Genomic DNA, 23919 nt, shown 5'->3' on the forward strand with positions numbered 1-23919 from the left:
CCTATCTTTCCTGAAATGCCCAGGTGGCGGAATTGGTAGACGCACTAGTTTCAGGTACTAGCGAGTAACATCGTGGAGGTTCGAGTCCTCTCCTGGGCACCAATCATAAGGCCGGTAATCTCTAACGAGGTGACCGGCTTTGTTCTTTGTGGGTTCAATGATGAAAGCCGTCTTTGCAGGCGGCTTTTTCATTGGTGCGAGAGAGGTGATGGGTCCGGTCAGACCGGCACCCCGACCAAGTCGTGGCCGTCGGTGCCGACGATGCGCGCCCGGGTGAACTCGCCGACCTTGAGCTGTTTGCTGATCTTTTCCGGCGGCAGCAGTTTCACCGTGCCGTCGATCTCCGGTGCATCCGCGTAAGAGCGGCCCACACCGCCCTTGCGGCCCAGCGCCGGCGCCGAGTCCACCAGCACCTGCATGGTGGCGCCAACGCGCTTTTGCAGCTTGGCAATGGAGACTTCTTCGGCCACCGCCATGAAGCGGGCACGGCGCTCTTCGCGCACTTCTTGCGGCAGCATGCCGGGGATGTCGTTGGCAACCGCGCCCTCCACCGGGCTGTAGGCAAAGCAGCCGGCACGGTCGATCTGCGCTTCGCGCAGGAACTCCAGCAGGTGTTCGAACTCCTGCTCCGTCTCGCCGGGAAAGCCGGCGATGAAGGTGCTGCGAATGACGATCTCGGGGCAGGCTTCGCGCCAGCGCAGGATGCGCTCGAGGTTTTTCTCGCCGCTGGCCGGCCGCTTCATGCGGCGCAGCACGTCGGGATGGCTGTGCTGGAAAGGCACGTCCAGGTAAGGCAGGACCTTGCCGGTGGCCATCAGCGGGATGACCTCGTCGACCGAGGGATAGGGATAGACATAGTGGAGCCGCACCCAGGCGCCGTAAGGTTCGGCCATCTCGCCCAGGGTCTGCACCAGTTCCAGCATGCGGGTCTTGACCGGCTTGCCGTCCCAGAAGCCGGTGCGGTACTTTACGTCCACGCCGTAGGCGGACGTATCCTGGCTGATCACCAGCAGTTCCTTCACGCCGCCTTCGAACAGCGCCTTGGCTTCCCTGAGCACGTCACCGATGGGCCGCGAGACCAGGTCGCCGCGCATCGAGGGGATGATGCAGAAGGTGCAGCGGTGGTTGCAGCCTTCGCTGATCTTCAGGTAGGCATAGTGGCGCGGCGTCAGCTTGATGCCGGCGGCCGGGACCAGGTCAATGAAGGGGTCGTGCGGCTTGGGCAGGTTGGCATGGACCGCGTCCATCACCTCCTGCGTCGCATGCGGGCCGGTGACGGCCAGCACCGAGGGATGCATCTGCCGCACCAGGTTCTCGCCACCCTCGCCCGAGCGGGCGCCCAGGCAACCGGTGACGATGACCCGGCCGTTCTCCGCCAGGGCCTCACCGATGGTGTCCAGACTTTCCTTGACGGCGTCGTCAATGAAGCCGCAGGTGTTGACGATGACGAGATCGGCACCTTCGAAGGTCTTGGAAGTCTGGTAGCCCTCGGCGCTCAGTTGCGTGAGGATCAGCTCGGAGTCGGTCAGCGCCTTGGGGCAGCCCAGGCTGACAAAGCCGACTTTCGGGATTTTGGTTTCGGGGGACAGGACTTCACTCATCCCCCAATTGTCCCAGTTCTGGGCCAGGGTTACCGTTTCACCCCAAATGCTCCGAGCATCTGCTCCTGCATCTTGTCGAACATGGTCTTGGACTGCTCGACGTAATTGCCCATCATGCCCTGCATCATCGGGTTTTGCATGTTCATGAACTGGGCCCACATCTCAGGCGTGACCGTCTTGGACTGCTCGGCCATCTTGGCCTGGATGTCGGTGAAGGCCTGGACGTTCTTTTCCAGGTAGCTGCCCATGAAGCCCTGGGCGGCGTGGCCGTAGAAACGGATCAGGTTGGCCAGCGCGGCCTCGCTGAACATCGGGGCACCGCCAGCCTCTTCCTCCAGGATGATCTGCAGCAGGATGCTGCGCGTCAGGTCCTCGTTGGTCTTGGCATCGCGCACGCAGAAAGCTTCGCTGTCCATGACCAGCTGCTTGACGTCCGCCAGGGTGATGTAGGTGGAGGTGTCGGTGTCGTAGAGCCGGCGGTTCGGGTACTTTTTGATGATGCGCTGGGCCGGCTTGGCCCCGCCGCTGGCTTTCTTGCTGGTCACTGGGAAACTCCTGAGGCCCGGCCCCAAGGCCGCGCTATTGCATTGCAGCAGATTCTAGGGAGGCGTTCCCCGCAGAAACCCAAGGTTTACCCTGAATGCAAGGCCTGCCCCGCGGCGGGCGCCGCCGCTAGCCGGGGGCCGGCGAGCCCGCGTAAATTGCGGCCTGGATTGCATCGACCAGCATCGCATCGTCGACCGGCTTGCGAAGATACGCCGCCGCCCCCTGCCTGAACGCGAGAGCCCTGGCCTCTGGCGAGTCGTCACCCGTCACGATCACGACAGGCAGCTGCGCCCCGGCCCGGCTCAAGGCATCCTGCACGTCAAACCCGTTCATATGGGGCATGCGCAGATCCAGCACGACGCAATGCGGCCGACGCTGCTGGACCGAGCGCATGAATTCCATTCCCGATGAAAACGTTTCGGCGGTGAAGCCCGCCGCGCAGATCAGCCGGCCCAGCGCCCGGCGTACAGACTCCTCGTCGTCGACGACAGCAATGAGCGGCGCATCCGTGGGCATGTAGGTACGCTAACGCTTAGTAACGCCCCCACCAATGGGCCTATGGTCCTACGCCGCGTGGGCTGTGGGTCTGCCCGTTTCCCACCCCCGTCGGTCAAAGGCTGGTGCCGCTTCCCTGTGGATGAGCTCTCTCGACAATCCGCACCAGTTCCGCAACAGAGCGCACGTGCATCTTTTCCATGCCGCGGGCGCGATGCACCTTGACCGTCTTCTCTGCCGTCCCCAGATCGGCGGCAATCTGCTTGTTGAGCCGCCCGGCAATCACGTGGGTCAGCACCTCCCGCTCGCGCGGGGTCAAGGTCGAGAACCGCAATTCAGTGGCCTCGCGCTGGGCACGGCCCGTCCTGAGCGCCGCATCCCTCTCCAGAGCCCGGGCAACTGCGGAAAAAAGAACGGTCTCATCGACCGGCTTGGTAAGGAAGTCGAAGGCGCCCGACTTCATGGCGCGTGCGCACATCGGCACATCCGCGCGTCCGGTCAGAAAGATCACCGGCATGCAGCTGCCGCCGTCGGCAAGTGCGTCCTGCAGCGCCAGGCCGTCCAGACCGGGCATGGCGATGTCCAGGATGACGCAGCCATGCGCCTTGTTGTCGTGTTGCCGCAGAAAGGATTCAGCGGACTCAAACTGGCAGACGCTGTAGTCTGCGGTGCTCAGCAGACGCGCCATGGCGGTGCGCACCAAGGCGTCATCGTCCACCACGTAGACCACCGGGCGCATGCCGCCGGCCTCGGCGCCTTCGGGCTTGCGCGCCTCATATGCAAGAGCATTCATAGCTTCCACGGTCTGCCTCCCTGGCAGGAGTTGGGTTGTGAAATCAGTGTAAGGAGCACGCTTGCTGCGTCAATGACAACGCTGCGAAATTGATGGCTTATGTCTCATATGTTACACACAAGCAAATACAAGTAACGTTTACGCTCTTCGGGACGTTTGAAATGGCAGACATCAGCCGTAGGATGCCTCCATCGGGGTGAATGCGTGCCCGACGCGAGGCGCAATGCAGAACATCAATCAGCGACGACGCCCAATTTCACTGGCCACTGCGGACGCCACGCAGACACGGCAATACGACTGGCGCGCGCTGCGCGCTGCAATCGCGGTCGGGATGGTTTACTACGCCGGAGCCAAGTTCGGCATGGCGCTGACCATCGCGCCCCTGCCCATTTCCGTCCTCTGGCCCCCGAACGCCCTGCTGCTCGCCGCGCTCTTGCTCGCGCCCAGGCAATGGTGGTGGATTCTCATTCTTGGCGCCTTTCCCGCCCATCTGCTGGCAGAACTGCAAAGTGCGGTGCCGTTGACCATGGTGCTGGGTTGGTTCTGCAGCAATGTTGCAGAGGCCCTGATCGGTGCCGCCCTCGTCCAGAGATTCGCGGGCAAGCTCTCGGGCCTGAGCACCGTCCGCGCAGTTGCCGCTTTTTGCGCGGCCGCCGCACTGGCGCCGTTCTTGTCCTCGTTTCTGGACGCCGGCCTCGTGCGGCTGCTCGGCTGGGGCACTGCCGACTACTGGACGCTGTGGAAGGCCCGCTTCTTCGCCAACATGCTGGCCACGTTGACGTTCGTGCCCGTGGCCATCACTTGGGCCGCAGCCGACCCTTTGCAACTGCGCGTGTCCGGCCGCCCCCGCATGCTCGAAGCCATCACCTTGCTGGCAGGTCTTCTGGCCGTCAGCACGATCGCATTCGACATCAATGTCGGCAACGGCGATACCTCTCCCAGCCTGCTGTACCTGCCGATGCCGTTTTTCGTCTGGGCGGCCTTGCGGTTCGGTCCGGCATTGACAAGCACGGCGTTCACGTTGGTCGCACTGTTGGTCATCTGGGGCGCCGCCCATGGGCGCGGCCCATTCCATGGAGCGGCAACGCACGACCAGGCCTTGCCCATCCAGCTGTTCCTGATCACGATTGCGATACCGCTCCTGTTGCTGGCAGCCGTGATCGAAGAACGCAGGCGGGCCGAGCAGAAACTGCGGTCTTCCGAAGAACTTTTCGCCAGTGCCTTCCATTCCAGCCCCGATGCCATCGCGATCAGCCGACAAGATGACGGCCACATTCTTGAAGCGAATGAACGCTGGCTCGACTTGCTGGGGCACGCGCATGACGGCAACGCCTGCGCCCATAGCACGCCTCTGGAACGGCATCTGGACGATGCCGGCCGCGCGACACTTCTTGCACGGATGCGTGGCAAACCGGATCTCCATGCGCACGAAGTGACGCTCTGGGACCGGTCAGACAACGCCCGCCAGGCCCTGGTCTCCGTCACCGCGGTGGAAATCCAGGGCCAGCCCTGCCTGGTCAGCATCGCCAGAGACGTGACCGATCAGCGCAGCGCGGAGCTGGAGGCGCGCGAGCAAAGCCAGCAACTCATGCACCTGACGCGTGTCGCCTCCCTGACGGACTTCACCAGCACCCTGGCGCACGAACTCAACCAGCCACTGACCGCCATTCTCAGCAACGCCCAGGCCGCGTTGCGTTTTCTCGCCCGAGACCCGCCGGACATGACCGAGATCCGGACCATCCTCGGGGAAATCGCGGAAGCCGACAAGCGCGCGGGCCTGCTGATCCACCATCTGCGGCTGCTGATGAAAAAGGGCGAGGAGGAGTTTGCGCAGATCGACCTGAACCACATCGTCAAGGATGTTCTGACTCTGGTTCATGGCGAGTTCGCCGTGCGCAGCGTGGACCTCTCGCCCAGCTTCTCGCCGGACCTCCCGCCTGTCAACGGAGACCGCGTCCAGCTGCAGCAACTCGTGCTGAACCTGGTCTCCAATGCGCTCGAAGCCATGCAAAGCCAGGAGCGCTCACGCAGGACGCTGAGCGTGGTCACCCTCCATGGCCCGGGCGAAAGCGTGCAGGTGGTCGTTGGTGATTCCGGATCGGGAGTCCACCCAGGCCAGTTCGAGAAGATTTTTGAGCCCTTCTTCACCACCAAGGAGAACGGGCTGGGGCTGGGCCTGGCGATCTGCCGCAAGATTGCGCGAGCCCATGGTGGCACTCTCGCGGCTGAGAAACGCCAGGGCGGAGGGACCAACATGCGGCTGGTGCTGCCGGCGGCTCCCTCGCTGGGCCGGCAGTGAGTCTTGCGGCACCATTGCACCCAGGCAGACCGGGTTGAGGAACGCGTCCGAAACGCGTCAGAACAGGCCTATTGGACCTTTGTCCAATAGGCTGAGACCAGGAGGAATACCAATACTGTCCCCATGATCGCGCTGCTGCACGTTGCCACCAACCGCCAAGGTTCACGAGGCGGCGGATGGCGGTTTCTGTTCGGCGCGAACCTGTTGTGGGCCCTCCCGGACCCTGTTTTTGCGGCAGTTGCGCATGAGGCGGGCGTACTGGATGCACCAGCCGTGGCCGTGGTGGCTGTTGCCGCACTTGCCGGGCTCATCGCGTACATCCTTGTCCAGCGACTCCATCTGCGCAGTGCCCGTGCTGCCCTCCAGGCCCAACAAGTCGAACTGGCCCATCTCAATCGTCTGGCTTCCGTCGGCGAGATCAGCGCCTCCATCGCGCACGAAATCAGCCAACCCCTGGGCGCCATCCTGTCCAACGCCGAGGCGGCAGAAATGCTGCTGGCCCGGCCGGGCCTGCAGCTGAACGACCTGCGCCAGATCCTCGCCGACATCCGGGCTGACGACCTGCGCGCCTATGAGGTGATCCGCCGGCTGCGCGGCTTGCTGGAGCGCCATGAGGTCGAGCATCGGGACCTGGACCTGCATGTCACGCTGGACAAGGCAATCAAGACAATTTCGGCAGAGGCCATGCGCCGCCAGGTGGACATCGTGTTCCAGCCGGAGGCCATGAAATCGATGGTTTCGGGCGATGCCGTGCAATTGCAGCAGGTTGTGCTGAACCTGCTGATCAACGCCATGGATGCCATGCAGGAGACGCCGCGCGTCCAGCGGGGCCTGCATGTCGCGACCCGCGACGTCAAGGATTGTGTCGAAGTGCAGGTCAGCGATCGCGGCCACGGCATCGCTTCGCGCGATGCCGAGGCACTTTTCCATTCCTTCTTCACCACCAAGCAGGGCGGCATGGGCCTTGGGCTGTCGGTGGCCCGCACCATCGTCCAGGCGCACGAAGGCACCATCAGAGCGGCGCCACGCAAGGGCGGTGGAGCCGTCTTCACCGTCCGGCTGCCGCGCCGTCCGCAGGCCTGCCCCGCCCCGACTGCCGCCATCAGCAGGCGCAGTTCGAATGACCGGTCGCGCCTTGCAGTGCCTGCATGATGGCCACAGTCCATCTCATCGACGATGACCAGGGCATGCGCACGGCGATCGGCCGGCTGCTGGGGGCCGCCGGCTACGAGGTGCATACCTATGCCGCAGCCGGAGACTACCTGTTGCCGGCCGCGGGCGATGAGCCAGGCTGCCTGCTGCTGGACCTGAATCTTCCGGGCGCCAGCGGCCTGGACCTGCAAGCCGCACTGCGCAGGCACCCGGCCTACCAGCGCCCCATCATCTTCATGTCCGGAACGACGGACATCGCCGCGAGCGTCCGCGCAATGCACGCTGGGGCGCGGGATTTCCTGACCAAGCCGGTCGAACGCAGCGTTCTGCTCGCTGCTGTGGAGGATGCGGTTGCTTGCGACGCCCGGCAACGCGAGAGCCGCGCGCGATCGCAATTCGTCCGCAAACGCCTTGAATCCCTGAGCGATCGGGAGCACAAGGTCCTCAAGGGAATTGCGGCAGGCACGCTGCACAAGAAGATCGCGGCCGACCTGGGCATCAGCGAAAGGACGGTCAAGGCCGACCGTGGCCGCATCATGGAAAGACTGGGCGTCAGAACGCTGCCCGACCTCCTGAAACTTTTGCTGGAGACCCATTCCGGCGACAGCCCGCCGGAATGAGCCCAGTGCGGCACCACCTGGTACATGCCGCAGATGCAAGGGAGTTCGGTGGCATACCTTGTCGTCGCTGCGCCGCGTTGACCCGCGCTCTCCAAAGATCCGATGTCCAGAAGGCCACCGAGTGAGCACGCATGCCACGCCGCCGGGGTTGCTCCGCAGGGACTTGCTGCTGGCTGCGTGCGCGGCGGCACTGGCCGGGTGCGCGTCGCCGGAGACCGAGTCGACACCGGGTGCCAGACGTCGGACCATCGACGCCGCTGTCGACCACGCCCTCTCGGCCCTGTACAGCCAGGCAAATGGCGCTCGGGACCTGAGCAACCGGGCGCACGGCATCCTGGTCTTTCCTTCGGTGGTCTCGGCCGGCCTGGTGGTCGCCGGCTCTCATGGCCATGGCGCACTGCGCAAGGCAGGCACCTCGGTCGCGTACTACAGCGTCGCCGAAGCTTCGGTCGGCCTGCTCGCCGGCGCGCAATCGAAAGCGGTCTATCTGTTCTTCATGACGCCGCAGGCGCTGGAACAGTTCGAAAGCAGTGCCGGATGGACCGCAGGAGTGAACGCCTCGGTTGTGGTTGCCGACCTGAGTTCCGGTGCGCGGACAGCGACACAGTTCGCGCAGCAGGGCATCATAGTGTTCATTCACAGCAACATCGGCCTCATGGCCGGACTCAGCCTCGATGGAACCAAGATCAGCCGCATGGCCCTGTAGCGCCGTGCCCACATGCCACGGGAGATTGAGTTGAGCGGGCGTTGCGTCATTCGCGTGATCGCGTGGCTGGCGCTCGCCGGGCCCGGCGCTCTGGCAGCCCAGCAAGCCAACCAGCCACAGCCTGCGCTGGCCGCATCGGCCAAACGCCCCCAGGTCTGCCTGGTCCTGTCCGGCGGGGGGGCCCGTGGCGCGGCCCATGTCGGCGTCCTCAAGGCTCTGGAGGAAATGCGCATCCCCATCGACTGCATCGCGGGCACCAGCATGGGATCCATTGTCGGGGGAAGCTATGCCTCCGGGACATCGATCGCAGACATGGAGGCCACCATCGCAACCATGTCCACGCGCCTGCTGTTCAAGGACCAGCCGCCGCGCGAAGAACGCGCCATCCGGCTCAAGCGTGACGACCAGACCAATCTGGCCGCGCCAGAAATCGGCCTGCGCGACGGCCAGTTTCTGTTGCCCATGGGCGTCGTGTCGGGCATCCAGCTCGAGACCGTGCTGCGCAGGCTGAGCAAGGTGCATGGCTTTCGCCGCTTCGACGAGCTGCCGATCCCGTTTCGCGCCGTCGCCACCGACCTGGTCACCGGCAAGCCGGTGGTCTTGCGCCAGGGCGAGCTGGCCAGCGCCATGCGGGCCAGCATGTCTGTTCCTGCCGCCATCGATCCCGTGCCGCTCGATGGCCACCTGCTGGTCGACGGCGGCCTCACGAACAACCTGCCGGTGGATGTCGCACGCGCCATGGGCGCCGACATCGTGATCGCCGTCAATCTGGGCACGCCTTTGCTCAAAGCCTCGGGGCTGACATCTGTCCTGGGCGTGACGGGCCAGATGGTCAACATCCTGACCGATCAGAATGTGCAGGCATCGCTGGCCGGCCTCAAGCCCTCGGACATCCTGGTCCTGCCCCAGCTTGGCGACTATTCTGCGGTTGACTTCGACCATATGCCGCAGACCGTTCCACTGGGCTATTCGGCGGTCCGTGCCGTGGCCGATCTGCTGTCCAGACTCTCGGTGCCGCAGGCGGACTACGACAGCTGGAATATTCGCCGCCAGAGCGGCGCCAGCCCCGCGCTGCAGGTCGCGGTGGACGAAATCCGCTTCGACAACCTCCAGCGCGTCAACCCGGCCATCGCCCGTTCTGTCATGGAAACCCAGCCAGGCGTTCCACTGGAACAGGAAACGCTGGACAAGGACATGCGCCGGCTGTTCGGCACCGGTGACTTCGAACATGTGAACTACCGCCTGCTGGAGGAGCCCGGCCGCCGCATCCTGGCAATCGATGCCGTGGAAAAGTCCTGGGGGCCCAACTTCCTGCGCGCGGGGCTGGGTCTGTCATCCGACTTCAACGGTGACGCCTTTTTCAATGTGCTGGGCAGCTTCCGAAAGACCTGGCTGAACTCCTTGGGCGCTGAATGGCGGACCGACCTGCAATTCGGGCGAACCAACCGGGTGGCGACCGAGTTCTACCAGCCGCTGGAAGCGAGCCAGAGCTTTTTCATCGCCCCGAGCATCGAGTACGAACGGCGTCCCCTGGATGTCTTTCTGGCCAACGAGCGGGTTGCACAGTACGAGATTCACGCGCTCAGGGGAAGCCTCGAACTGGGTTTCCAGTCCAAGAAATTCGGCCAGATCAGGCTCGGCCTCACAGCGGCCGAAATGCAGACGACGCTGGACACCGGATCGCCCATCCTGGAGCAGACTGAAAGCCGAAGCAACTATGCCGGCTTCACACTGCGCTCCGTCGTCGACCAGCTTGACAGCGGCTCATTCCCGCGCTCGGGCTATGCCATGTCCTTGAACGCCACCTCAGCCCGGGCCTCATTGGGCAGTGATGCCGATTTCAGCCGTGCCGACTTCACGGGCAACTACGTCATGTCGTTCGGTGAGCACACCTTCAATCTCGCCGCCAAGGCCGGCCGCCGGTTCGGCTCTTCGACCCTGCCGGCACCGTTTTACTTCCAGTGGGGCGGCCTGCTCCAGCAATCGGGCTACCGCACTGGCGCGCTGATGGGCGAAGAGCTGCAGTTCGCGCGGATTTTTTACTACAACCGGCTGGCGCGCTTCAGCTTCCTCGACGGCGTGTATGGCGGTGTTTCGCTCGAGGTGGGCCGGGTCGGCCGGCCGCTGATCCCCAACAACGAACAGGGCACGCTGCGCTCGGCCGCACTGCTGCTGGGCGTGGACACGCCGCTCGGTCCCCTGTACCTGGGCTACGGCCGCGCCGACCGCGGCTACAACAGCCTCTACCTCTATCTGGGACGACCCTGAACATGCGCCTTCCCACCACCCTGGCCCTCGCCTGCCTGGCTCTTTGGATGGCCGCAATGCCTGTCCAGGCCCAGTCCCTGCTGGGCGAGCGCTTCACCGACCCGCATGACGGCGCCTTCGACCTGTCGGACTGGCTCCTCAAGCGCAAGGGCTTCCTGCCCGTGCCCATTGTCATCACCGAACCGGCCGTCGGTTATGGCGCTGGCATGGGCATGCTGTTCTTCCGCGAATCGCTGGGTGAGGCGGCCCAGAAGGCCAAGGACAGCGGCCGGCTGGCGCCGCCCGACATCCTGGGCGGTGCCGCCTTTGCCACGGAGAACGGGACCTGGGGCGGCGCCGGTGGCGGCATGGTCAGCTTCGACGCTGACCACTACCGTTGGCGCGGTGGCGTCGTGCGCACCAATGTCAACCTGGACTTCTATGGCCAGGGCGGCAAGCTTGGGCCGGTGGGCTACACCCTGGACGGCTGGGCTTCCACCCAGCATGCGATGGCGCGGCTGGGCGAAAGCGACGCCTGGCTGATCGGCCGCTGGAACTACCTGGATCTGAACAACCGCTTCGACAACGAAGCAGGAACGGGCCGCTTGGGCAGCCTGGAGCGCGCCAGCAAGGCCTCGGGCCTGGGCTTGTCGCTCGAGTACGACTCGCGTGACAACATCTTCACGCCCAACCGTGGCTGGACAGGCGCGATCGACCTGACCTTCTATGATCCGGACTGGGGCAGCGACACCCGTTTTCAGTCCTACCGCAGCCACGTCTTCAGCTACTGGCAGCTCAGGAAAGACCTGGTGCTCGGCGGCCGCGCCGACCTGCGGCTGGCCAACGGCAAAGCCCCCTTCTTCATGCTGCCCTCCGTCGACATGCGCGGCGTCCCGGCCATGCGGCTGCAGGACACGCGCACCGGCGTGCTGGAAGCCGAACTGCGCTGGAACGTCACGCCGCGCTGGGCGGTGCTGGGCTTCGCCGGCGGTGGTCGCGCCTGGAATTCATCGAGCGGTTTCGGTGACGGCACCGAAACCTTCAGCCGCGGCGTGGGCTTTCGCTACCAGCTGGCGCGGCTGCTGGGCCTGTGGGTCGGCCTGGATGTGGCCAAGAGCACGCAGGACCATGCCTTCTACATCCAGGTGGGCAACGCCTGGCGCTAGGAGCTGGATGCGCGGAACGCCGCGAGCAGGTCCTTCGGACTCTCCGCCGTCGTGACGACGAGGCAGGCAGCGGCGGCAAGCAGCCTGTCCCCTTCCCGGTGCGTCCAGATGTGCCAGAGATGCTTGCCGTCCGTCTCCTGCTTTTCTGGATGCTGCACGTGATCGAGCAGGGCCCAATGCTTGTCCAGCCATGCCAGGGCTTGCGCCTTGTCCCAAACGGGGTCCAGCCCTTGCACTTCGCTGCGCAAGCCCGCCAGCCCATCGCGATTGACCACCCTCTCGCTGCGAGCAAGCGTGAACAGCATGAAGGCCTTGTCGGCGTGCATCGCCCGCAAGCCCAGGGGCCGCTGCCGGGCGAATTTCAACATCTTGGCCTCGTAGGAGGCAGCCGGGTGCAGATGCTCGGCCATCTTGCCGTGCTGATTCTTCAGCTTCAAACTCGCCCTGGCATCGAGCAGCATCAACAGATCCTCCCAAGACTTCGCGACGTGCAAGGGAGCCACGCGGCCGGGCTTGCCGTTGGGGTCGGCTCCCTTGGCCAGGAGGATGCGCACCATGCAATGGCGCATTTCCTTGGCCGCTGCGGTGAGCAGCGTCACCTCTCCAAGCGCGTGCGTGTCGATGAGGGTGTTGGGGTCGAGGCCCGCATCCAGGCGCGCCTGCAATTGGTCGACCGTGCCGCCCTGCATCAGGCGAGCGAGCTCTTCGTCAACTGGAGTTTTCTTGCTCATGGGCTCTCCCTGCGCGATTGTGAGCGGCGCCAAAAGCAAAAAGCCCGCTCCCTCTCGGGAACGGGCTTCGTTGCGTTTCGTCGTTCTGGTGGGCCGTGGAGAGATCGAATCTCCGACATCCTCCACGTCAAAGAGGCGCTCTACCACTGAGCTAACGGCCCTGATCTGATCCGGTCAACCTCCGCTGTCTGCGGCTGTCTTGCGAATTTCACAGCCTCGAATTATAGCAGTGAAAAAACCCCCCCGGCTTCAGCGCCGGCGCGCGGAGCGCACGCCCCGCACTTCGGCCACCTGGCCCAACACCTTGTTCAGGCGGCCGGAGTCGCTGATTTCGACGGTGAACGTCATCCAGGCCGTTTCCTTGACCGACTGCGACTGCACGCCGACCACGTTCATCTTCTCCTTGGCGAAGACTTCCGAGATGTCGCGCAGCAGGCCCTGCCGGTCGGCCGCCTCCACCGCCACGTCCACCGGATAGACCGCCGCGCCCTCGCTCTTGGGCTTGCCCCAGGCCACATCGATCACGCGCTCGCCGCTGCGCGCCGCCAGCTCGCGGAAGTTGCTGCAGTCGCTGCGGTGGATGCTCACGCCCTTGCCGCGGGTGACGAAGCCGGCGATGCCATCGGGCGGCGCCGGCTTGCAGCACTTGGCCAGCTGCGTCATCAGCGAATCGACGCCCACCACCAGCACGCCGCCCTGGGGCGTCTTCTCGGTGTTGCGCGCCTTCTTCAGCAGCAGGAACTCGTCCTGCGGCAGCGGCACCTCCTGCGGCCGCAGCAGGGTCTCGATGCTGCGCAGGGAAAGCTCGTCCTTGCCGACCACGGCGAACAGGTCTTCGGCCGACTTGAAGCCCAGCTGGCCGGCCAGGTCGTCCAGCTTCATGGCCGTCTTGCCTTCTCGCTGCAGCAGCTTTTCCACCGCCTCGCGGCCACGGGCGACGGTCTCGTGCCGCACCTGCTCGTTGAACCAGGCGCGCACCTTGGCCTTGGCACGGTGGCTGGCCAGGAAGCCCAGCTCGGCATTGAGCCAATCGCGCGAGGGGCCGCCTTCCTTGACGGCACTGACTTCCACCGTCTGGCCGTTGGCCAGCTGCGTGTTCAGCGGCACCATGGCGCCATCGACCTTGGCGCCGCGGCAGCGGTGGCCCAGGCTGGTGTGCACGCTGTAGGCGAAGTCCACCGGCGTGGCGCCCTGGGGCAGTTCGACGATCGCGGCATCGGGCGTCAGCACGTAGATGCGGTCGTCGAACAGGCCTTCGCTGGCGCCGGCCAGATCGCGCTCCCAGGCCAGCAGCTGGCGCAGCACGGCGATCTTGGCGTCGTACTCGCCGCTGGCCGACACGCCGGCATAGCCCTTGGCGCCGGCCTCCTTGTAGGCCCAGTGCGCCGCCACGCCATGCTCGGCGTGGTCATGCATGGCCTGGGTGCGGATCTGGATCTCGATGGGCTGGCCGGTCGCGTCACGCACCACGGTGTGCAGCGACTGGTAGCCGTTGGCCTTGGGTCGGGCGATGTAGTCGTCGAACTCGCCGCCTATGGCCTCGAACTTCTCATGCACCCAGCTCAGGGCGGCATAGCAGTCCGGCACCGCCGGGACGATCACCCGCAGCGCACGCACGTCGAACACCTGCTCGAAGTCCAGCGACTTGCCGCGCATCTTCTTGACGATGCTGTAGATGTGCTTGGGCCGGCCATGGACCTCGGCATCGACGCCCTGGGCGCGCAGTTCCGCCTGCAGTTGCGCGCGCATCCGCCCGACGTAGCCCTCGCGTTCGGCGCGCTTCTCGTCGAGCAGGCGCGCCACCTCCTTGTAGGTCTGCGGCTCCAGGAAGCGGAAGGCCAGGTCCTCCATCTCCCATTTGAGCTGCCAGATGCCCAGGCGGTTGGCCAGCGGGGCGAAGACCTGGAGCGATTCGCGCGCAATGCTCGGCGGCGCAGGCTGTTTGCAGGCCGCGTACCAGCGCAGGGTCTGCAGGCGCGAGGCCAGCCGCAGCATCACCACCCGCAGGTCACGCGAGAACGCCAGCAGCATCTTGCGCACACTCTCGGTCTGGGCCTTGGGGTCGTCCATCGGCCGGTCCGCGTCCAGCGCGCCACGGGCCTGGGCCTGCACGCGCACCAGCTTGTTGGTCTCGACGGCCAGCGCCGCGTAGCTGTCGCCGAAAGCCTTGGCAATGACTTCCTGCGGCTTGTTCAGGTGGGCGCAGGCGTAGACCAGGTAGCTGGCCGCCTGCATGGCCTGCGAGCCGCCCATGGACTTGAGGATGGCGGCCACCGCGTCGGCGTGCTCCAGCGAGTTCTCGCCGGTGTTGAGGATCTCGCCGGCAATCAAGGGCTCGGCAAAAGCGCGGGCGCGTGCCAGTGCGTTCGCCTGCTGCGGCAGGTCCTGCTCCGCGGCGGCGATCAGCTCCGGGACTTGGGCGCCATCATGGTCTGCCGCGAGACTCTTCATGGTGTTCTTCTTCCAGCAGGAAGGAGGCCGCGGCCTCCACCTGGTCGTTCAGGACGAAGGTGGGCGCATGGCCCACCCCTTCGAATTCAATGAGGCGGGCCTTCGGGCCGCGCTGCGTCATGGCCTGCGCCGTCTCGTGCGAGAGCAGGTCCGACTGCGCGCCGCGCGTGAGCAGCACCTGCGCACGGATGCCTTCGTACAGCTGCCAGAGCGCGGCGCTGCCCTGCACGGCGGACTCTTCGGTCAAGGTCCGGAAGGGCACGGCGATGGCCGGGTCGTAGTGCAGGGTCAGGCCGCCCTCGGGCAAGGGCCTGACCATGGCCTGCGACAGGGTCAGCCACTGCTGGGGCGTGTGTGGCCCGAAACTGGTGGAAATCGCCCACATCGCATCGGCGGCCTGCTGCACCGAGTCGAAGCTGCCGGTCTGCCCCAGATAAGTGCCGATGCGCTGCAGCGCCTGCCAACCGATGGCCGGCCCCACGTCATTGAGCAGCAACCTGCGCACGGGCACTGGCAGCGGCAGACCGGGCGTGCCGGCCACGGCCATGCCGATCAGGCCCCCCATGCTGGTGCCCACCCAGTCCAGCGTGGCCAGCGGCGCCTGGCCATCCAACTGGGCCAGCAAGGCCAGCATGTCACTCACATAGGCGGGAATCTGGTAGCCCATCGGGTCGGGCAGCCAGTCGCTGCGGCCGCGGCCGACGACATCGGGACAGACCACCCGCAAAGGCCGCGCCGAGCGCGCCACCAGGGCCCGGGCCAGCACGTCGAAGTCGCGCCCCTGGCGCGACAGGCCATGGACGCAGACGATGGTCTGGAGGGCGTCGGCCGCACCCCACTGCCAGTACGCCATGCGGTGACCGCCCGAGGCGCCGGGGCAGGATACGTAGTTCAGCGTAGGTTCGGTCATGAAAAAGAAAAAAACCGATACTGCGCAGGTTGCAGGCTCGTTCGGTCCCATCCTAATTCATCGGAGTTTCCTCACATGCTCAAAGGCAAAGCAGCCCTCGTCACGGGGTCCACCAGCGGCATCGGTCTGGGCATCGCGATCGCCCTGGCGCGCCAGGGCGCCAACATCATCCTCAACGGCTTCGGCGACGCCGACGGCCCCAAGGCCCAGATCGAGGCGCTGGGCGTGAAGGTGGCCTACCACGGCGCCGACATGGGCAAGCCCGAACAGATCGCCGACATGCTGCAGTTCGCCACCGGCGAGTTCGGCCGGGTCGACATCCTTGTCAATAACGCCGGCATCCAGCACGTGGCGCCGGTGGAAGATTTCCCGCCGGAGAAGTGGGACGCCATCATCGCCATCAACCTGACCAGCGCCTTCCACACCACCCGGCTGGCGCTGCCCGGCATGAAGGCCGCGGGCTGGGGCCGCATCCTCAACGTCGCGTCCACCCACGGCCTGGTGGCCTCGGCGCAAAAGAGCGCCTACGTGGCCTCCAAGCACGGCATCGTCGGCTTCACCAAGTCGGTGGCGCTGGAAACGGCCACCACGGGCGTGACCTGCAACGCCATCTGCCCGGGCTGGGTGCTCACGCCCCTGGTGCAAAAGCAGATCGACGACCGCGCCGCCCGCGAGGGCATCCCCGTGGACACGGCCAAGCGCGAACTGCTGGCCGAGAAAGAGCCCTCGCTGCAGTTCACGACCCCGGAAGAACTGGGCGCTCTGGCCGTCTTCCTGTGCTCGCCGGCCGGCAACAACGTGCGCGGCGTGGCCTGGAACATGGACGGCGGCTGGGTCGCCCAGTAAAAAGCCCAGCGGCGCTCAGGCTTTAGCTCGCCAGTTCCAGCACCTGGCGCGTGGCAGTGGCGAAACTTTCCCGCCCCGCGTCGTAGTCGCAGCGCTCGATGCAGCAGTTGCGCGGCTCGCCAGGCCGTGTGGCGCTCCAATGCACCAGGTTGACCGAGTTGGCCGAGCCATGGCGCACCCGCGCCGACACGGCGGTGCCGGCCTGCACGCACCACATGGCACGCGGCACGGGTGCGGGCAAGGTCCGCAGATCCAGCACATAAGGCAGGTGGATGTGGCCGCCCAGCACCAGGTCGGCGCCGGCGCGCGACCAGGCCTGTAACGCCGCCTCGGCTCCACGCAAGCGGTCGTGCTCGTCCTGCACGCGCGCCACGGCGGCCGGCTGGTGCGTCACCACCACGCGCAACTGGTCCGGCCGGGCCCCCTGCAACCGGTGCGCCACCTGGCTGACCTGCCGGAGCGAGACCTCGCCGTTCTTGTGGCGCGCCGGCCGCGTCGTATTGACGCCAATCACCAGCAGGCCGGCGGTGTCGATCACCGGCTCAAGCGAAGCCCCAAAGACCTTGCGGTAGCCCGCATAGGGCTGCCAAAGGCGGGCCGCCAGGTTGAACACGGGAATGTCGTGGTTGCCGGGCAGCACCAGGCGGCGGGCAATGCCCAGCGATTCGCAAAAGCGCCCGGCTGCGGCGAACTGGTCGGCGCGAGCGCGCTGCGTGACGTCGCCGCTGAACACCAGGACGTCCGGCCGGCGTTCTCGCGCCAGCGCCTGCAGGGCCGCCACCACCGGCGCCTGCTCGGTGCCAAAGTGGGTGTCCGACAGATGCAGCAGCAGGCTCACTGCACGGCCACCCTGTCCTCGGGGCGTGGCAGCAGCAGCAACAGCGGCGTGGCCGACACCGCAAAACGCAGCGGCATCAATGCCACGCCCACCTCACCGTCGGCTGCCAGCTTGGCACGCTTGCGTCCTGGCATGCGCACGGTCAGAGCGCGCAGGGCGACGCTGTGGACCTGGTCGGCCTCACCCAACCGGCCGAAGGCGCCGCGCAGCAGCAAGCCCAGCATCGCCCAGCTGCCTATGGGCCGCGCCACCACCGCCGCCAGGCAACCGGCGCCGACCTGGGCGGCCACTTCAGCGTCGATGCCGATACGGTCGAGCTGCAGCCTGTTGTTGCCCACGAACAGGGTGGGCGTGACGATGACCCTGCGTTTGCCGCCCTCTTCGATCTCCAGCACCAACTGGCGTCGCCACTCGAACAGGGTCATCAGGCCCGACAGCACCGCCACCCAGCGGTGCCTGCCGAAACGCTGCTTGAAGGCCTCGCGGTCCTGCAGCAGCTGCGGGTACAGGCCGAGGCTGGCGTTGACCAGAAAGGGCTTGCCGTTGACCTCGCCGACCTGCACTGGCTCGACCCGCCCGTGCAGCAAGGCCAGAGCCGCCGCCTCCAGATCCAGCGGGATGCCATGGCCCCGGCCGAAATAGTTGAAGGTTCCCTGCGGCAACACGCCCAGCGGACAACCGGCGCCCAGCGCGGCCGCCGCGGCGGTGTTGAGGGTGCCGTCGCCGCCGACGGCCACCAGCACACCGCCGGCAGCCGCGGCCTGCGCTGCGGCCTGTTCTGCCACGGCTTGCAGCGGCCGGTGGCCAAGCTGTACGAAGCTGTGGGCGCGGCCAGCGGCATTGAAGATGCGCGCCAGCAGTTCGCGCGTGTCGGCGCTGTCGTGCTCGCCCGAGCCGGGATTGACCAGGATGAACAGGGGGGCGGCGCAGGCCCCGGGCGGGCCGTCGGACCGCTGGGGGGGCAGCTCGGACCACATGAGCGCAGCTTAGGGGCGCCGTCCCCGGCGGCGTGTGGGACGGGGTCTAGCGCAGCTGTACGGAACCGGAGACGGTGACCACCACCGTGCTCTTGCCGGCTTCGACGGGCACGGCCATGTCGGCGGGCGCGCCCTTGGCTTCCATGGCCATCATGCGCGGCCGCGGGACACCCTGGTCATTCGCATTGACCGCCACCTCGCGCAGGCTGTAGCCGGCGAAGCCGAAGCCCTTGGCCAGTTCACCGGCCTTGGCCTTGAAGCGTTCGATCGCCTGGGTCTGGGCATCGCCCTCGACCTTGGCGCGTTGCTCGCGGCTCAGGCCGAAGCTGACATTGGCCAGGGTCAGCGACTGGATCTTGCCCGCGGTCTGGGTGATACGGGCGAAGTCGCGCCCCTCCAGCACCAGTTCGGCCGTGCCGTTCCAGCCGCTCATCTTGCCGTCCCGGCCATAGCGCGGGTAGAGGCTGAAGTTGCCGGTGTGGATGTCCATCTGGCCCGGCTGGGCGGCCTTGCGCGCCTCGGCCAGGGCCGCATCCAGGGCCAGCTTGAGCTGGCTCTGCACGGCCGTGGGATCAGGGCCTTCGCGTGTGGTGCTCAGGCTCATGCGCAGCAGGTCCTGCGGCACTTCGACCGTGCCGCTGGCGCTCAGCTGCAGCACGTTGCTTGGCGGCGGGTTCTGGGCAAATACGGCCGCAGCCCCCGTCAAAAGGACGCAGGCTGCTATCAATTTCGTAACATTCATGAAGTTTCTCGTTCAATGGACTCCACCCACAACGGGGCGTCCCGCACTCTGGCGCACATCCGGCGTGTGAAGACCAGACGCCTGCGGCAAGATTTGTAACACTGTGTCAAGCGTTACGTAAAATCCGGCACGGGTCGCATCAAGCCCTTCAGAATTGGCTCTGTTACAAATACGTTGTTGGAGCACCATGACCCAAACCGCTGCCCGTACAGACAAGATTCTTGTCGTCGACGATGACGCCCGCATCCGCGACCTGCTGCGCCGCTACCTGACCCAGGAAGGCTTTGAAGTCATCCTGGCCGAAGACGGCAAGGCCCTGAACCGGCTGATGCTGCGCGAGACCGCCGACCTGATCGTGCTCGACCTGATGATGCCCGGCGAGGACGGCCTGTCGATCTGCCGGCGCCTGCGCGCCGCCAACGACCGCACGCCCATCATCATGCTCACCGCCAAGGGCGAGGACGTGGACCGCATCGTCGGGCTGGAAGTCGGCGCCGACGACTACCTGGGCAAACCCTTCAATCCGCGCGAGCTGCTGGCCCGCGTCCACGCCGTGCTGCGCCGCCGCCCTCTGCAGGAGGCGCCCGGCGCCCCCTCCAGCGACAACGAGGTGGTCACCTTCGGTCCCTTCGCCTTCGACCTGGGCGCCCGCACCCTGCGCAAGAACGGCGACGAGCTGCCCCTGACGACCGGCGAGTTCGCCATGCTCAAGGCCCTGGTGCGCCATCCGCGCCAGCCGCTGTCGCGCGAGAAGCTGGCCCAGCTGGCCCGCGGCCGCGAGTTCGAGCCCTTCGACCGCAGCCTGGACGTGCAGGTCTCGCGCCTGCGCAAACTGGTCGAGCTCGATGCCGCCGCACCGCGCTATATTCAGACCGTCTGGGGCGTGGGCTACGTCTTCGTGCCGGACGGTGCGGGCTGATCCCTCCAGGACACCGGCACACAAATCAACGGCAGGCTTGAGCAGGGGGCAAGGTGATTCGAGGCGTTACGACAGCCAGCATTGATGTCACCGGGCCGACCCCGCTGGAGACCGCGCCGGCGCCACTGGAGATGCGGCCGCGTGTCGGCCTGTCCCTCTTCTGGCGCACCTTCTTCCTGTTGTCGCTGCTGCTGATCGGCTCCATCGTCGCCTGGCTGCAGACCTTCCGCGCCCTGGAGTTCGAGCCGCGGGCGGTGCAGACGGCCCAGCAGATCGCCTCCCTGGTCAATCTCAGCCGGGCCGCCCTGGTCTATTCCGATGCCATCGCCCGGGTCTCGCTGATCAAGACCCTGGCCGAGCAGGAAGGCGTGCGCATCCTGCCGCGCGAGCCCAAGGACAAGTTCCTCACTTTTGCCCCCGGCGCACTGGACGATGAGATCGTCGATGAGCTGGTCAGCCGGCTCGGCTCCGGCACGGTGTTGGCCGCCAGCGTCAACGGCGAGCAGGGCCTGTGGATAGGCTTCAAGATCGAAGCCGACTCCTACTGGCTGCTGCTGGACCGGGCCCGCTTCATCAAGGTCGGCGGCAAGACCTGGCTGATCTGGCTGGTCACCGCCGCCGCCCTGTCGCTGACCGGCGCGGCCCTGATCGCCCGCCTGATCAACCGGCCGCTCAAGCAGTTGTCGTTCGCCGCCAGCCGGGTGCGCGACGGCGACTTCGACGCCAGTCGGCTCGACGAGAAGGCCGTGACCAGCGAGATCCGCGAGGTCAACATCGGCTTCAACCGCATGGCCCAGCAACTGGCCAAGATCGAGCAGGACCGCGCCGTCATGCTCGCCGGCATCTCGCATGACCTGCGCACGCCGCTGGCACGCCTTCGCCTCGAAACCGAGATGAGCGTGGCCGACCAGGACGCCCGCGACCACATGGCGGCCGACATCGACCAGCTCGACGCCATCATCGACAAGTTCCTGGACTACGCCCGCCCCGACCACGCCGAGCTCAAGCCGGTGCTGCTCAACGACGTGATCGAGGCCTGCATCTACGCCGTGCAGGACCGGGGCGACATGCGCATCAACCTGGACATCGGCAAGAACCTCTACGTGCTGGCCGACGAGGTCGAGCTGGCCCGGGTGGTGTCCAACCTGATCGAGAACGCCAGGCGCTACGGCAAGACGCCGGAGACCGGCATCGCGGTGGTCGACATCGCCGCCAAGTCGCGCAACGAGTGGGTGCTGCTCAAGGTGCGCGACCACGGCATGGGCGTCTCACCCGAGGCCCTGCCCAACCTGATCAAGCCCTTCTTCCGCGGCGATGCCGCCCGCACTGCCGCCACCGGTGCCGGCCTGGGCCTGGCCATCGTCGACAAGACCGTGCAGCGCATGGGTGGCATCTTCGCCCTGGCCAACACCACCTCGGGCGGGCTGGCAGCCCACATCAAGCTGCAAAAGCCCAAGACCACGATGCCCGGCGAGAGCGCCGCGGAACTGCGCGCCGAGGCCCTCAACTCGGCCCACTGAGCGGCCGGCCTCAGGCCGCGCGCACCAGCAGGGCGACGGCGCGCGCCTCGATGCTCTGGCCCTGGCCCACCGGCCCCAGCTTCTCGGCCGTCTTGGCCTTCACATTGACCTGATCGGGCGCCACGCCCAGCGCCTGGGCCGTGCGCTCGCGCATGGCGGCGATATGGGGCGCCAGCTTGGGTGCCTGGGCCACCACCGTGCTGTCCACATTGGCGATCTCCCAGCCCTGGGCCCGCACGGCGCGAGCCGCCTCGGCCAGCAGGAGGGCGGAATCGGCGCCGGCAAAGCGCGCGTCGGTGTCCGGGAAGTGGCTGCCGATGTCGCCCAGGCCGGCCGCGCCCAGCAGCGCATCGGTGATGGCGTGCAGCAGTGCGTCAGCATCCGAGTGGCCCAGCAGGCCGCGGTCGAAGGGGATGTGGACGCCGCCCAGAATGAGCTTGCGGCCCGGCACCAGGGCATGGACGTCCCAGCCCTCGCCGATGCGAAATGGGAAGGCAGTGGTCATTGGCGGCTCCTGAGGACGGCGTCGGCCAGGGCGAAATCGTCCGGGTACGTCACCTTGAAGTTCTGCGCCCCGCCCGGTACCAGCAGGGGCTTGTGGCCCAGGGCCTCGACGGCCCCGGCCTCGTCGGTCACCTGGTCGCCGGCGGCTTGCAGCGCCTGCACCAGCAGGCCCAGGCGGAACATCTGCGGCGTCTGCGCCAGCCATTTGGCCTCGCGCGGCAAGGTGGCGGTCACGCGACCGCCCTCCTCCATCTTGAGCGTGTCGGCCAGGGGATGGGCCAGCAGGCCGCCCACCGCATCGCCGGCGCAGGCATCAATGAGCTTGTCGACCAGGGCAGCGGTGATCAGGCAGCGGGCGGCGTCGTGGACCAGCACCCAGTCGGCCTCGCCGGCGCCCTGGGCGCGCAGCGCCTGCAAACCATTCAAAACGGTCGCAGCCCGCGTCGATCCTCCGCATTCCGCTATCGAATAGCTAGCACCAGGGGGCATGGTGGTGTCGCCGGGCGCCACCACCACCAGGGTGGCGGCCAGCCGCGCCACGCCGGCAAAGGCCGCCAGCGTGTGCTCGACCATGGGCTTGCCGGCCACCGCCCGGTATTGCTTGGGGCCGTCGCCGCCGGCGCGGCTGCCATGGCCGGCACTGGGGATCAGGGCAAAAAAACGGGATTGGGGCGGGCTTGCGTTCATTGGCGGTGGTCCCATTCTAGAATCTGTCACCACACCCCTCGCCACCCGGCGCGGGGTGTTTTGTATTTGGTTTTTTAATGGACCTCCCCAAACTCACTGCCGGCAAGCGCTTCACCCTGCCCCGTCCCGCCGGTTCGGCCGACGCCCTGCTGCTGGCGCGCCTGGCCCAGCGCGACAAGGCGCAGGGCCGGCTGACGGCCATCGTCACCAGCGACGCCAACGACGCCCAGCGCCTGCTCGAGGAGATGGCCTTCTTCGCGCCGGAGCTGCGCTGCTGCCTGTTCCCGGACTGGGAGACCCTGCCCTACGACACCTTCTCGCCGCACCAGGACCTGATCTCCGAGCGGCTGGCCACGCTCTGGCGCATCCAGCAGAAGGAGGTCGACGTGGTGCTGATGCCGGCCACCACCGCGCTGGTGCGGCTGGCCCCGCCGTCGTTCATGGCCGGCACCACGTTCAACTTCAAGCAGAAGGCGCGGCTGGACGAGGCGCAGCTCAAGGGCCAGCTCACGCTGGCCGGCTACCAGCACGTCAGCCAGGTCGTCAGCCCCGGCGAATATGCCGTGCGCGGCGGGCTGATTGACCTGTTCCCGATGGGCAGCCTGGTGCCCTACCGCGTGGACCTGTTCGGCGACGAGATCGATTCGATCCGCACCTTCGACCCCGACAGCCAGCGCAGCCTGTACCCGGTGCCGGAGGTGCGGCTGCTGCCTGGGCGCGAATTCCCGATGGACGATGGCGCACGCAAGCTGTTTCGCCAGCGCGGGCGTGAGCTGCTGGAGGGAGACCCGACCAAAAGCCGCATTTACAAGGACATCGGCAACGGCGTGGCGACCGCTGGCATCGAGTACTACCTGCCACTGTTCTTCGAGCAGACCGCCACGGTATTCGACTACCTGGGCAGCGCGGCCACTGTGGTGCTGCATGGTGATCTGGAACCGGCATTCCAACGGTTTTGGCAAGACACCAAGGACCGTTTCCGCCTGGCCCAGGGTGATCCCGAACGCCCGGCGCTGGCACCCGACACCCTGTTCCTGAGCGCCGAGCAGTTTTACGCCCAGGCCAGCCAACGCGCCCAGTTGGCACTGCGCCCCAGCGAGTCGCCGGGGGGCCGCGACACGGCCGGGGGCAGCGCCTTCGAGCGGGGGGGGGGGCTGGCCGGGGCGCGG

General features: G+C 66.6%; 21 protein-coding genes, 2 tRNA genes and 1 pseudogene. 11 read left to right on the top strand and 13 right to left on the bottom strand.

Features of this window, described 5'->3' with window-relative positions; translation table 11 throughout:
* Window positions 1-17 precede the first annotated feature (17 nt).
* Window positions 18-102, top strand: a tRNA-Leu gene (locus Q0632_RS15045).
* Between the two features lie 116 nt (window positions 103-218).
* On the opposite strand, the gene rimO is transcribed toward Q0632_RS15045, so the two are convergent.
* From rimO to Q0632_RS15065, 4 genes are all read right to left on the bottom strand, one after another.
* Entirely contained in the window at window positions 219-1601 is a 1383-nt protein-coding gene (gene rimO / locus Q0632_RS15050) for a 30S ribosomal protein S12 methylthiotransferase RimO (RefSeq protein ID WP_298931582.1), read from the bottom strand.
* A gap of 29 nt (window positions 1602-1630) precedes the next feature.
* Window positions 1631-2146 carry a polyhydroxyalkanoate synthesis repressor PhaR gene (gene phaR, locus Q0632_RS15055; protein WP_298931588.1) on the bottom strand — a complete coding sequence of 172 codons (516 nt, stop codon included), beginning with the start codon at window positions 2144-2146 and terminating at the stop codon, window positions 1631-1633.
* Window positions 2147-2273: 127 nt separating this feature from the next.
* Entirely contained in the window at window positions 2274-2663 is a 390-nt protein-coding gene (locus Q0632_RS15060; RefSeq protein ID WP_298931590.1) for a response regulator, read from the bottom strand.
* A gap of 94 nt (window positions 2664-2757) precedes the next feature.
* Window positions 2758-3435 (bottom strand): response regulator, encoded by a 678-nt coding sequence (locus tag Q0632_RS15065; RefSeq protein WP_298931592.1) that lies wholly within the window; start codon window positions 3433-3435, stop codon window positions 2758-2760.
* Window positions 3436-3658: 223 nt separating this feature from the next.
* Between Q0632_RS15065 and Q0632_RS15070 the strand changes: the two genes are divergently transcribed.
* From Q0632_RS15070 to Q0632_RS15095, 6 genes are all read left to right on the top strand, one after another.
* Complete coding sequence (locus tag Q0632_RS15070) at window positions 3659-5734, top strand: MASE1 domain-containing protein (protein WP_298931594.1); 2076 nt, start codon at window positions 3659-3661, stop codon at window positions 5732-5734.
* Window positions 5735-5857: 123 nt separating this feature from the next.
* Window positions 5858-6886, top strand: a complete 1029-nt coding sequence (locus Q0632_RS15075) for an ATP-binding protein (RefSeq protein WP_298931596.1) — start codon at window positions 5858-5860, stop codon at window positions 6884-6886.
* A complete protein-coding gene (locus tag Q0632_RS15080; RefSeq protein WP_298931598.1) occupies window positions 6883-7506 on the top strand; it encodes a response regulator in 624 nt (207 codons plus the stop codon). Before Q0632_RS15075 ends, Q0632_RS15080 begins: the two co-directional genes overlap by 4 nt.
* Window positions 7507-7627: 121 nt before the next feature.
* Entirely contained in the window at window positions 7628-8212 is a 585-nt protein-coding gene (locus tag Q0632_RS15085) for a YSC84-related protein (RefSeq protein WP_298931600.1), read from the top strand.
* Between the two features lie 12 nt (window positions 8213-8224).
* A complete protein-coding gene (locus tag Q0632_RS15090; RefSeq protein WP_298931602.1) occupies window positions 8225-10480 on the top strand; it encodes a patatin-like phospholipase family protein in 2256 nt (751 codons plus the stop codon).
* 56 nt (window positions 10481-10536) lie between these two features.
* Window positions 10537-11625 carry a BamA/TamA family outer membrane protein gene (locus tag Q0632_RS15095; RefSeq protein ID WP_298931604.1) on the top strand — a complete coding sequence of 363 codons (1089 nt, stop codon included), beginning with the start codon at window positions 10537-10539 and terminating at the stop codon, window positions 11623-11625.
* Here Q0632_RS15095 and Q0632_RS15100 read toward each other — a convergent pair.
* From Q0632_RS15100 to Q0632_RS15115, 4 genes are all read right to left on the bottom strand, one after another.
* Entirely contained in the window at window positions 11622-12356 is a 735-nt protein-coding gene (locus Q0632_RS15100) for a hypothetical protein (RefSeq protein ID WP_298931606.1), read from the bottom strand. The two genes, Q0632_RS15095 and Q0632_RS15100, sit on opposite strands and share 4 nt — an antisense overlap.
* Window positions 12357-12442: 86 nt before the next feature.
* Window positions 12443-12517, bottom strand: a tRNA-Val gene (locus Q0632_RS15105).
* Window positions 12518-12605: 88 nt separating this feature from the next.
* The gene (locus tag Q0632_RS15110; protein WP_298931607.1) at window positions 12606-14807 is read right to left on the bottom strand and encodes a bifunctional (p)ppGpp synthetase/guanosine-3',5'-bis(diphosphate) 3'-pyrophosphohydrolase; all 2202 of its coding nucleotides are present in this window, start codon (window positions 14805-14807) and stop codon (window positions 12606-12608) included.
* Window positions 14782-15717, bottom strand: coding sequence for an alpha/beta hydrolase (locus Q0632_RS15115; RefSeq protein WP_298931608.1), 936 nt, complete (start codon window positions 15715-15717; stop codon window positions 14782-14784). The genes Q0632_RS15110 and Q0632_RS15115 overlap by 26 nt, the downstream gene beginning before the upstream one ends.
* 75 nt (window positions 15718-15792) lie before the next feature.
* On the opposite strand from Q0632_RS15115, the gene Q0632_RS15120 reads away from it, so the two are divergent.
* Window positions 15793-16563 carry a 3-hydroxybutyrate dehydrogenase gene (locus Q0632_RS15120; RefSeq protein WP_298931610.1) on the top strand — a complete coding sequence of 257 codons (771 nt, stop codon included), beginning with the start codon at window positions 15793-15795 and terminating at the stop codon, window positions 16561-16563.
* Between the two features lie 22 nt (window positions 16564-16585).
* On the opposite strand, the gene Q0632_RS15125 is transcribed toward Q0632_RS15120, so the two are convergent.
* From Q0632_RS15125 to Q0632_RS15135, 3 genes are read right to left on the bottom strand one after another with little or no spacing between them, the layout of a single operon-like run.
* Window positions 16586-17401 carry a metallophosphoesterase gene (locus tag Q0632_RS15125; protein ID WP_298931612.1) on the bottom strand — a complete coding sequence of 272 codons (816 nt, stop codon included), beginning with the start codon at window positions 17399-17401 and terminating at the stop codon, window positions 16586-16588.
* Window positions 17398-18378, bottom strand: a complete 981-nt coding sequence (locus Q0632_RS15130; RefSeq protein WP_298931614.1) for a diacylglycerol kinase family protein — start codon at window positions 18376-18378, stop codon at window positions 17398-17400. The genes Q0632_RS15125 and Q0632_RS15130 overlap by 4 nt, the downstream gene beginning before the upstream one ends.
* Before the next feature lie 46 nt (window positions 18379-18424).
* Window positions 18425-19120, bottom strand: a complete 696-nt coding sequence (locus Q0632_RS15135) for an SIMPL domain-containing protein (RefSeq protein WP_298931616.1) — start codon at window positions 19118-19120, stop codon at window positions 18425-18427.
* A 187-nt stretch (window positions 19121-19307) separates the two neighbouring features.
* Between Q0632_RS15135 and ompR the strand changes: the two genes are divergently transcribed.
* Both ompR and Q0632_RS15145 read left to right on the top strand, forming a co-directional pair.
* Window positions 19308-20039 (top strand): two-component system response regulator OmpR, encoded by a 732-nt coding sequence (ompR, locus tag Q0632_RS15140; protein ID WP_298931618.1) that lies wholly within the window; start codon window positions 19308-19310, stop codon window positions 20037-20039.
* A 131-nt stretch (window positions 20040-20170) separates the two neighbouring features.
* Window positions 20171-21559: a sensor histidine kinase gene (locus tag Q0632_RS15145; RefSeq protein ID WP_298931625.1), complete on the top strand. Its 1389-nt coding sequence runs from the start codon at window positions 20171-20173 to the stop codon at window positions 21557-21559.
* Window positions 21560-21569: 10 nt separating this feature from the next.
* Here the strand turns inward: Q0632_RS15145 and ispF are convergent, their stop codons facing one another.
* Together ispF and ispD are read right to left on the bottom strand one after the other, a co-directional pair.
* Complete coding sequence (gene ispF / locus Q0632_RS15150) at window positions 21570-22064, bottom strand: 2-C-methyl-D-erythritol 2,4-cyclodiphosphate synthase (RefSeq protein WP_298931620.1); 495 nt, start codon at window positions 22062-22064, stop codon at window positions 21570-21572.
* Window positions 22061-22750 carry a 2-C-methyl-D-erythritol 4-phosphate cytidylyltransferase gene (ispD, locus tag Q0632_RS15155; protein ID WP_298931622.1) on the bottom strand — a complete coding sequence of 230 codons (690 nt, stop codon included), beginning with the start codon at window positions 22748-22750 and terminating at the stop codon, window positions 22061-22063. Before ispD ends, ispF begins: the two co-directional genes overlap by 4 nt.
* Before the next feature lie 77 nt (window positions 22751-22827).
* Here ispD and Q0632_RS15160 point away from each other — a divergent pair.
* Window positions 22828-23919: pseudogene (locus Q0632_RS15160) on the top strand (transcription-repair coupling factor); the annotation flags it as partial.

This window comes from uncultured Ramlibacter sp. (genome assembly GCF_936925435.1).
GTDB lineage: Bacteria > Pseudomonadota > Gammaproteobacteria > Burkholderiales > Burkholderiaceae_C > Ramlibacter.

Coding starts and splice junctions, on each gene's coding strand:
- rimO (WP_298931582.1), bottom strand. CDS start 1,601: ATGAGTGAAGTCCTGTCCCCCGAAACCAAAATCCCGAAAGTCGGCTTT.
- Q0632_RS15060 (WP_298931590.1), bottom strand. CDS start 2,663: ATGCCCACGGATGCGCCGCTCATTGCTGTCGTCGACGACGAGGAGTCT.
- Q0632_RS15065 (WP_298931592.1), bottom strand. CDS start 3,435: ATGAATGCTCTTGCATATGAGGCGCGCAAGCCCGAAGGCGCCGAGGCC.
- Q0632_RS15070 (WP_298931594.1), top strand. CDS start 3,659: ATGCAGAACATCAATCAGCGACGACGCCCAATTTCACTGGCCACTGCG.
- Q0632_RS15075 (WP_298931596.1), top strand. CDS start 5,858: ATGATCGCGCTGCTGCACGTTGCCACCAACCGCCAAGGTTCACGAGGC.
- Q0632_RS15080 (WP_298931598.1), top strand. CDS start 6,883: ATGATGGCCACAGTCCATCTCATCGACGATGACCAGGGCATGCGCACG.
- Q0632_RS15090 (WP_298931602.1), top strand. CDS start 8,225: ATGCCACGGGAGATTGAGTTGAGCGGGCGTTGCGTCATTCGCGTGATC.
- Q0632_RS15095 (WP_298931604.1), top strand. CDS start 10,537: ATGCCTGTCCAGGCCCAGTCCCTGCTGGGCGAGCGCTTCACCGACCCG.
- Q0632_RS15100 (WP_298931606.1), bottom strand. CDS start 12,356: ATGAGCAAGAAAACTCCAGTTGACGAAGAGCTCGCTCGCCTGATGCAG.
- Q0632_RS15110 (WP_298931607.1), bottom strand. CDS start 14,807: ATGAAGAGTCTCGCGGCAGACCATGATGGCGCCCAAGTCCCGGAGCTG.
- Q0632_RS15115 (WP_298931608.1), bottom strand. CDS start 15,717: ATGACCGAACCTACGCTGAACTACGTATCCTGCCCCGGCGCCTCGGGC.
- Q0632_RS15120 (WP_298931610.1), top strand. CDS start 15,793: ATGCTCAAAGGCAAAGCAGCCCTCGTCACGGGGTCCACCAGCGGCATC.
- Q0632_RS15130 (WP_298931614.1), bottom strand. CDS start 18,378: ATGTGGTCCGAGCTGCCCCCCCAGCGGTCCGACGGCCCGCCCGGGGCC.
- Q0632_RS15135 (WP_298931616.1), bottom strand. CDS start 19,120: ATGAATGTTACGAAATTGATAGCAGCCTGCGTCCTTTTGACGGGGGCT.
- ompR (WP_298931618.1), top strand. CDS start 19,308: ATGACCCAAACCGCTGCCCGTACAGACAAGATTCTTGTCGTCGACGAT.
- Q0632_RS15145 (WP_298931625.1), top strand. CDS start 20,171: ATGCGGCCGCGTGTCGGCCTGTCCCTCTTCTGGCGCACCTTCTTCCTG.
- ispF (WP_298931620.1), bottom strand. CDS start 22,064: ATGACCACTGCCTTCCCATTTCGCATCGGCGAGGGCTGGGACGTCCAT.
- ispD (WP_298931622.1), bottom strand. CDS start 22,750: ATGAACGCAAGCCCGCCCCAATCCCGTTTTTTTGCCCTGATCCCCAGT.